Raw genomic sequence first — 207 nt, forward strand, 5'->3', positions numbered from 1 at the left:
GTACTGTCCGGCGGCCGCGGCCGGGGACGGACCGGCCCCCTCGGTGCGGCGGCGGTGCACGCGGTCGTCGAAGCCGCCCGGGGCGCGGGCGATCTCGTGGTCTGCGATATCTCCGGCGAGCGTGGGCCGCATACCGATCGGATACTCGATGCCGCGGATCTCGTGGTGCTCGTCGTGCCCGCGCGGTTGCGCGCGGTGGCGGCAGCC

At 75.8% G+C, this 207-nt stretch carries 1 pseudogene; it reads left to right on the plus strand.

The window, feature by feature from the left end:
* Positions 1–207: pseudogene (locus ON38_RS25440) on the plus strand (septum site-determining protein Ssd); the annotation flags it as partial.

This window comes from Nocardia testacea NBRC 100365 (genome assembly GCF_000308775.1).
Lineage (GTDB): Bacteria > Actinomycetota > Actinomycetes > Mycobacteriales > Mycobacteriaceae > Nocardia > Nocardia testacea.